We start from the raw sequence: 6,084 nt of genomic DNA, 5'->3' as shown, positions 1-6,084 counted from the left end.
ATGTAAGCATGAGAAAGCGGGTCTCCTTCGAGTAGCTGATGAGTGGTCAGAGACCATCAGCATCGAGGGAGACCCGCCCTCGTTGGCGGTGCCACACGGGTGGGGAATTTCAGTGAGCGTTACTGGGGAATTTCAATGAGCGCCGTCAGGCGTGCACGTCGCGTGGCAGACATTGGTCTCGATAGGCCACTTCGGACCTGATACACCCAGCACCTTGGCGTTGGCGCGGTCACGGCAGCCCCGTTCCGTCGAGCAACTGGTCGACCGCTACCACCTCACCAACCGCGCTGTCCGCACTCTGTTGGTGGACTACTTGCGCCACCGCAGCAGCGACGGCATGGACCACAACACACTCGAGTCACTATCGCGCGTGCTCGCATCAATCTTCTGGAAAACCATTGAGCGACTGTGCCCTAACCAGCAAGATCTGCGACTGAGTCCTGATCTGTACGCCCTGTGGCGCGAAGAGATTGGCGTGATTCGAACGTCGGCCGGCACCCGCCCTCGGACTGACATCTTCCACATCTTGATGGCAGTGCGCGCGCTGTACCTCGACCTACAGAGCTGGGCTGCCATCGAACCTGAACGATGGGCCCGCTGGACGGCACCATGCCCCATCCCGCCGGCTGCTACTTCCGGATACGCACGAGTGCGTCGCCGTCAGAGCGAACGCATCGCCGACCGCACTCGCGAGCGGCAACCAATGCTTCCCGCCATGATTGCCCACGTCGAGCGTGAACGGCGAAAGACACGCGAGTTGCTGACACGCGGCGACTCCGCGGCGATCGGTGAGACATTCGAGCATGGCGGCACAAAGTTCACCCGGGTGGCCTTTGACCGCGACCACAAGAACACAAATCGAACGGGCACGGCCCGCGTCCGGGTCGTCAACGTTGCCACCGGTGTGACGATCAATCTTCAAGATGCCGAGGATCGCGCGTTCTGGGACTGGGCGTTACTCGGAGTGCTCCGGCTCGCTGGAGTTCGGCAAGAGGAACTCCTGGAGTTGACACAGTTAAGCGTCCGCCAGTACACCCGTCCCGGGGGCGAGGTGATTGCCCTCCTGGTCATCGCGCCATCGAAAACCGATCGCGAACGTGTCATACCGATGTCGACCGAGTTGTTCCACATCATCGCGGCGATTATCGGCCGGCACACCTCCGGCGGCCGGAAAATCTCTGCACTGCAACGGTTCGACCCGTACGAATCCACCATTGGGCCAGCACTTCCTTACCTCTTCCAGAACACGCTCGGACCGGTAGCGCGCTGCAACAGCAGCGCATGGATGGGCGCTTCACTCGCGCGCATCTGCAACGCAGTCGTGGCAGAGCACCCACAATTCACTGGCCTTCGATTCACACCACACGATCTGCGTCGGCTTTTTGCCACCGAGCTAGTGAACAACGGCCTGCCCATCCATATCGGAGCCGCCTTGCTCGGCCACACCAATCTGCAAACAACCCGCGGTTACGTTGCAGTATTCGACGAGGACGTCGTTCAGCACTATCAGCAGTACCTCGAACACCGTCGCTCACAACGTGATTCCGAGGAGTACCGTCCCGCCACCACTGGCGAGTGGAGCGAGTTCGAGCAACACTTCGACAAACGAAAAGTCGAACTGGGAACCTGCGGCCGGCCCTACGGCACCCCGTGCGCACACGAACACGCCTGCATCCGCTGCCCGATGCTGCACGTCAGCCCCCACATGCTCGACCGGCTTAACGAACTCGAAGCAGACCTGCACACCCGCCGAACCATAGCCCAAGCAAAGGGCTGGATCGGCGAGATCGAAGGCCTCACCCTCACACTGTCATTCCTGGCCCAGAAGCGCACCGACCTCGAGCGTCTGAATCCCACTACATCTACGCCACTGGGCATTCCTGCCGTCGGAGTTCCCCTCTAGCGCCTGACCGCAGCGACTGGCTTGATCTGCGGTCAGGTGGCTCATCTTTGGTGCGCTGGACGCGAGGCGCGGGCTAACTCCTGCCTCAGGAACTAAACGTTGGCGGTCCGTTGTGTGGTCGTTGTAGTTGAGCGAAGGCGCTCGTGGTCGACAGTGTCTGCAGGGCGTCGAACAACTGGTCGCCCTCGCGGTCATCGGGGATGGCTGTGAGCACGGGCCCGAAGAAGCACTGTCCGTTGATGCACATGATGGGGCTACCGCCAGAGTCACCGAGACTGTCTTGGCTTTCCTGGTGGGCCACGCGCACGGCACTGTCGTAGGTGGAGTCGTCGAGACTGTCGGCGAGTTGGGGGTCGAGGCCGCTCTCGGTGAGGGCTTTGGCCACCATCGCTGTGGTGACGTCGGCGCCCTGCTGGTGCACACGCTTGCCCAGAGCGGTGTAGAGCGGTCCGAGTGCGCTGTCGCCGGCCCGGTCATGCGCGGCGGCCAGGACACGGCCAAGTTGCTGGGACACTTCCATGTGGTGCCGTTGCTGTTCGGGAACATCAGATCCCTCGTTGAGTACTGCCAAACTCATCTGCCGCCAATCGATCTCGATCTCGCGGCGCTGCGTGGTGTTGAGCAGCCACCGAGAGGCGGCCCACGCAAACGGGCATGCCGGGTCAAAATAGAACGTCACTGCGCTCATCTGTACTCCTTCGGGTCGCGGACTGGTGGAACTCACGCGGAGGCTACAGCTTCCAATGCAGCGATAGCGGCTGAGAGTTTGGCTGATGCATCGGCGGCCACGGGTTCGAGTTCCGCTTCCCCAGACACCTCGACCATCAGGGCGGGGTTCATGGCTTCGACGATCGAGTTCGATGAATTGGTGGGGTCGGTGCGGACCACGACGTTGCACGGCAGCAGTAGTCCGATCTGTCGATTGATCTCCAGTGCGCGGTGCGCCAGCGGCGGGTTACAGGCACCCAGGATCAGGTAATTTTCCATGTCCACGTCGATTTTTGTCTTCAGGGTGTCTTTGACGTTGATCTCGGTGAGGATCCCAAAACCCTGGTCGGCCAGTGCTGCGCGGGTTCGTGCGACTGCCTCGTCGAACGGTAGGTGGAGAACGGTGGAGATGGCCAGTGACATAACAGCTTTCCTTCCGGGTGGGGTTTCGTGTTCGGATCTAGCGGAGTTCGGCGCGGCGTTGTAGTCCCAGGCGGTGCATGAGCAGGCTGGCCGGGCACCAGCCGACCGCGGCGAAGAGCAGCAGGTTCACCGCTACAAAGGCGGTCAGCAGCAGCCACCAGGTCGAGACAGTGGTGGCCAGGGCCAGGCTCACGAGAATCATCAACCCTGCCAGGAGTGGCACTGCTCGTTCGACGGTCCACGTAGGTGGGGTTGTTCGTCTGTTCATCGGTTCGTAGTCCTCTCTGGTGGTGTATTCAGTGGGAGAACGAGATCGCGGGCAGGACCTTTCGGAGCCAGGTCGGTGACCACCATGCTGCCCGCCCGGTCAGGCGAAGTAGCGCAGGCAGCAGCATCAGCCGGATGAGGACTGCGTCGAGCAGAACGGCAACACCGAGGATGATGCCCATCTCTTTGGGCGGCAACGGGTCCGCCAGTGCAAAGGTGAAGAACACTGCGACCATCACCGCCGCGGCGGCGAAGATGATTCGGCCCGAATGAGCCATGCCGTCAATCTGCGCGACGTCAGCGTCACCGGTGCGTTCATAGTGTTCCTTGGCGGTCGCGAGCAGGAAGACGGTGTAGTCCATGGCGATGGCAAAGATCATCGCGAAGAAGAACACCGGCCCCCAGCCGTCGAGAAACCCTTGCGGGGTGAATCCGAGCAGCCCGGACAGGTGGCCGTCCTGGAAGATGAGCTTGGCGACACCGAACGCAGCCGCAGTCGACAGGAGGCTGACGACGGTGCCGATCAACGCGATCAGCGGGGCCTGCAGTGAGACTAGGAGCAGGACGAACCCGAGAACCAAGATGATGCCGACAATCAGCGGGAAGTAGTCGTTGAGGGCCTGTTGCAGATCGAGGTTCTCGGCCGGGGCGCCGCCAACCAGCGCGTCTGCGGGAAGTGCGCTACGCAAGTCATCGACGATGACGCCGAGTTGGGCATCGGAGGGATCCACTGCGGGCAGTGCTTGCATCATCACGTAGTCGGTGCCGTCGAGCGCCGGTTGCGGCGGGGTGACCATGCTGATGCCGGATGTCTGTGTAGCTGCGGTGGCAGCCTGCTGTGCCTGGTCCGAGGGTGCGACGATCTGGAGCATGCCGGGGGCGCCCTCGCCCATCTGCTGCTGGACCAATTCGTATCCCTGGCGCACGGGTGCCTCCTCGGGGACCACCGAGATCGAGGGCATGGCGACCTTGAGGCCGATGACCGGGATGGCCAGCGCGATCAGCACGGCCAGCGATCCGAGCGCGAACGGCCACGGGTAATTGTGCAGAATCTTGCCCCAGCGTTCGAACAGCGGCGAACGGTGTTGCTGGCGTTTGGCGTACGGGAGCGACGCGGCGTTCACCTTAGGACCCAGAGCACCCAGGGTGGCCGGGAGCAACGTCAACGTAGCCGCGAGGACAAACGTCACCGCGAGCATGATGCCCACAGCCATCGTCCGAACTGCAGGAGCCGGCACCAGCAACACCGCCGACAAACTGACCAGCACGGTCAGACCCGACAGCACCACGGCTTTACCAGCGGTATCCATCGTTTCGGCGACCGCGTGGGTCTTGTTGGTGTGGTTTTTGAGGGCGTCCCGGAATCGGGAGACGATGAACAGGGCGTAATCGATTCCCAGCGCGAGGGCGAACATCATCGCAAAGTTCATGGCCCACACCGAGATCGGCGTGACCTGATTGAGCAGGACCAGACCGCCCGCGGAGGCGACCAGGCCGGCAATGGTGAGCAGCAGCGGCAGTCCAGCGGCCACGAGCGACCCGAAGGCCAGGACCATGATGGCCAGAGTGACCGGCCACGAGAACAGCTCCGCCTTGATCATCGCGTCGTGGTTGGCTTTGTTGAAGTCGCTCCACAAGGCCGACGCTCCCGTGGGATATACCTCGACACCATCACGCGAGAGTTCGGTGAGCTCGCCCTTGACCTCGTCAACGGCCCGAACCATGTCGTCGGTGTTCGCGTTCGCGCCGGCGATCAGGATGCCGGTGTGCTGATCCGGACTGATCGTCATCCCCGGTTGCGGGGGTACAACCTCGCCGAACCGGGAGTCACCGCCGAACACTGCGGTGGCATTCGCGATTGTTTCACGCATCGCCGGGCTGTCGATGGTGTCGCGGTCCGAGTGGATGACGACCTGCACCGCAGCCGATGAGTTGCCGCCGAAGTGCTGCTGCGCCAGCTCTCGCACCTGCACCGACTCCGACCCGTTGGCCTGCCAGCCGGCGCCGGCCAACGAGGAAAACACTGACGGCGCGGCCGCACCCAACCCGACGAGCACCAGCAACCAGATGGTGAAGACCCAGCGCGATCGACCGGCCATCGCCGCACCCCACCGGCCCAGCACTCCAGGCGCTGAGCTCGGTGGCGAGCTGGGCTGTTGATCGGTGGTCGAGATGTCAGGCATGGCAACGAACCTTCTCTCTAGATATCGAACCGATACCCCATGGGGTATCTGCGCAAGTCTCGACGGTACCCCCGGGGGTATCGTGAGGTCAACCCCGACCGACCCGTGCGCCCATACCCCCTGGGGTACCCTGGCACTTGTTACACAAAACAGAGAGGCATGACCCGTGACCGGTGACGAAGAATCAATGGCGGCTGTACTGAACCGCCTACGGCGTGCGCAGGGACAACTCTCCGGAGTGATCGCGATGATCGAAGCAGGCCGCGACTGCAAAGACGTCGTAACCCAACTCGCCGCGGTGTCCCGCGCACTCGACCGCGCCGGCTTCAAGATCGTCGCCTCAGGAATGCGCCAATGCATCAACGGCGCCGACGGCGACCAGGCACCCTTGACCGAAGCCGAATTGGAAAAACTGTTCCTAGCCCTAGCTTGACGGCCCGGCCGACGACCCCCGCCCAGCAATGGCTTCACGGACTCGGTGTAGCCTTCATCGGCCCGCCACCAATAATGTTGCGACAGAACCGAGAACTCCTGGGCGTATCGCTCGCCTAACCATAATCGGAGGTTGGAGCAGCAGCTCTTGACTAGTGCAGTCAAGGT

At 62.5% G+C, this 6,084-nt stretch carries 6 protein-coding genes; 2 read left to right on the top strand and 4 right to left on the bottom strand.

Features of this window, described 5'->3' with window-relative positions:
- The first annotated feature begins 151 nt into the window (after positions 1 to 151).
- The gene (locus KXR83_RS26650) at positions 152 to 1,903 is read left to right on the top strand and encodes a tyrosine-type recombinase/integrase (protein WP_437427219.1); all 1,752 of its coding nucleotides are present in this window, start codon (positions 152 to 154) and stop codon (positions 1,901 to 1,903) included.
- Positions 1,904 to 1,988: 85 nt separating this feature from the next.
- Here KXR83_RS26650 and KXR83_RS26645 read toward each other — a convergent pair whose 3' ends face one another.
- From KXR83_RS26645 to KXR83_RS26630, 4 genes are read right to left on the bottom strand one after another with little or no spacing between them, the layout of a single operon-like run.
- Positions 1,989 to 2,591 carry a mycothiol-dependent nitroreductase Rv2466c family protein gene (locus KXR83_RS26645; protein WP_023959030.1) on the bottom strand — a complete coding sequence of 201 codons (603 nt, stop codon included), beginning with the start codon at positions 2,589 to 2,591 and terminating at the stop codon, positions 1,989 to 1,991.
- Positions 2,592 to 2,623: 32 nt separating this feature from the next.
- Complete coding sequence (locus KXR83_RS26640; RefSeq protein ID WP_023959028.1) at positions 2,624 to 3,034, bottom strand: DUF302 domain-containing protein; 411 nt, start codon at positions 3,032 to 3,034, stop codon at positions 2,624 to 2,626.
- 37 nt (positions 3,035 to 3,071) lie between these two features.
- Positions 3,072 to 3,302, bottom strand: coding sequence for a YgaP family membrane protein (locus tag KXR83_RS26635; protein ID WP_023959026.1), 231 nt, complete (start codon positions 3,300 to 3,302; stop codon positions 3,072 to 3,074).
- 28 nt (positions 3,303 to 3,330) lie between these two features.
- Positions 3,331 to 5,484 carry an MMPL family transporter gene (locus KXR83_RS26630; RefSeq protein WP_081729788.1) on the bottom strand — a complete coding sequence of 718 codons (2,154 nt, stop codon included), beginning with the start codon at positions 5,482 to 5,484 and terminating at the stop codon, positions 3,331 to 3,333.
- A gap of 166 nt (positions 5,485 to 5,650) precedes the next feature.
- Here KXR83_RS26630 and KXR83_RS26625 point away from each other — a divergent pair, with 166 nt between their 5' ends.
- Positions 5,651 to 5,917 carry a metal-sensitive transcriptional regulator gene (locus KXR83_RS26625; RefSeq protein WP_023959022.1) on the top strand — a complete coding sequence of 89 codons (267 nt, stop codon included), beginning with the start codon at positions 5,651 to 5,653 and terminating at the stop codon, positions 5,915 to 5,917.
- Positions 5,918 to 6,084 lie beyond the last annotated feature (167 nt).

The organism is Williamsia muralis (assembly GCF_051487485.1).
GTDB classification, from domain to species: domain Bacteria; phylum Actinomycetota; class Actinomycetes; order Mycobacteriales; family Mycobacteriaceae; genus Williamsia; species Williamsia muralis_B.
This window is presented reverse-complemented; position numbering and strand designations above follow the sequence as displayed.

Coding starts and splice junctions, on each gene's coding strand:
- KXR83_RS26645 (WP_023959030.1), bottom strand. CDS start 2,591: ATGAGCGCAGTGACGTTCTATTTTGACCCGGCATGCCCGTTTGCGTGG.
- KXR83_RS26640 (WP_023959028.1), bottom strand. CDS start 3,034: ATGTCACTGGCCATCTCCACCGTTCTCCACCTACCGTTCGACGAGGCA.
- KXR83_RS26635 (WP_023959026.1), bottom strand. CDS start 3,302: ATGAACAGACGAACAACCCCACCTACGTGGACCGTCGAACGAGCAGTG.
- KXR83_RS26630 (WP_081729788.1), bottom strand. CDS start 5,484: ATGCCTGACATCTCGACCACCGATCAACAGCCCAGCTCGCCACCGAGC.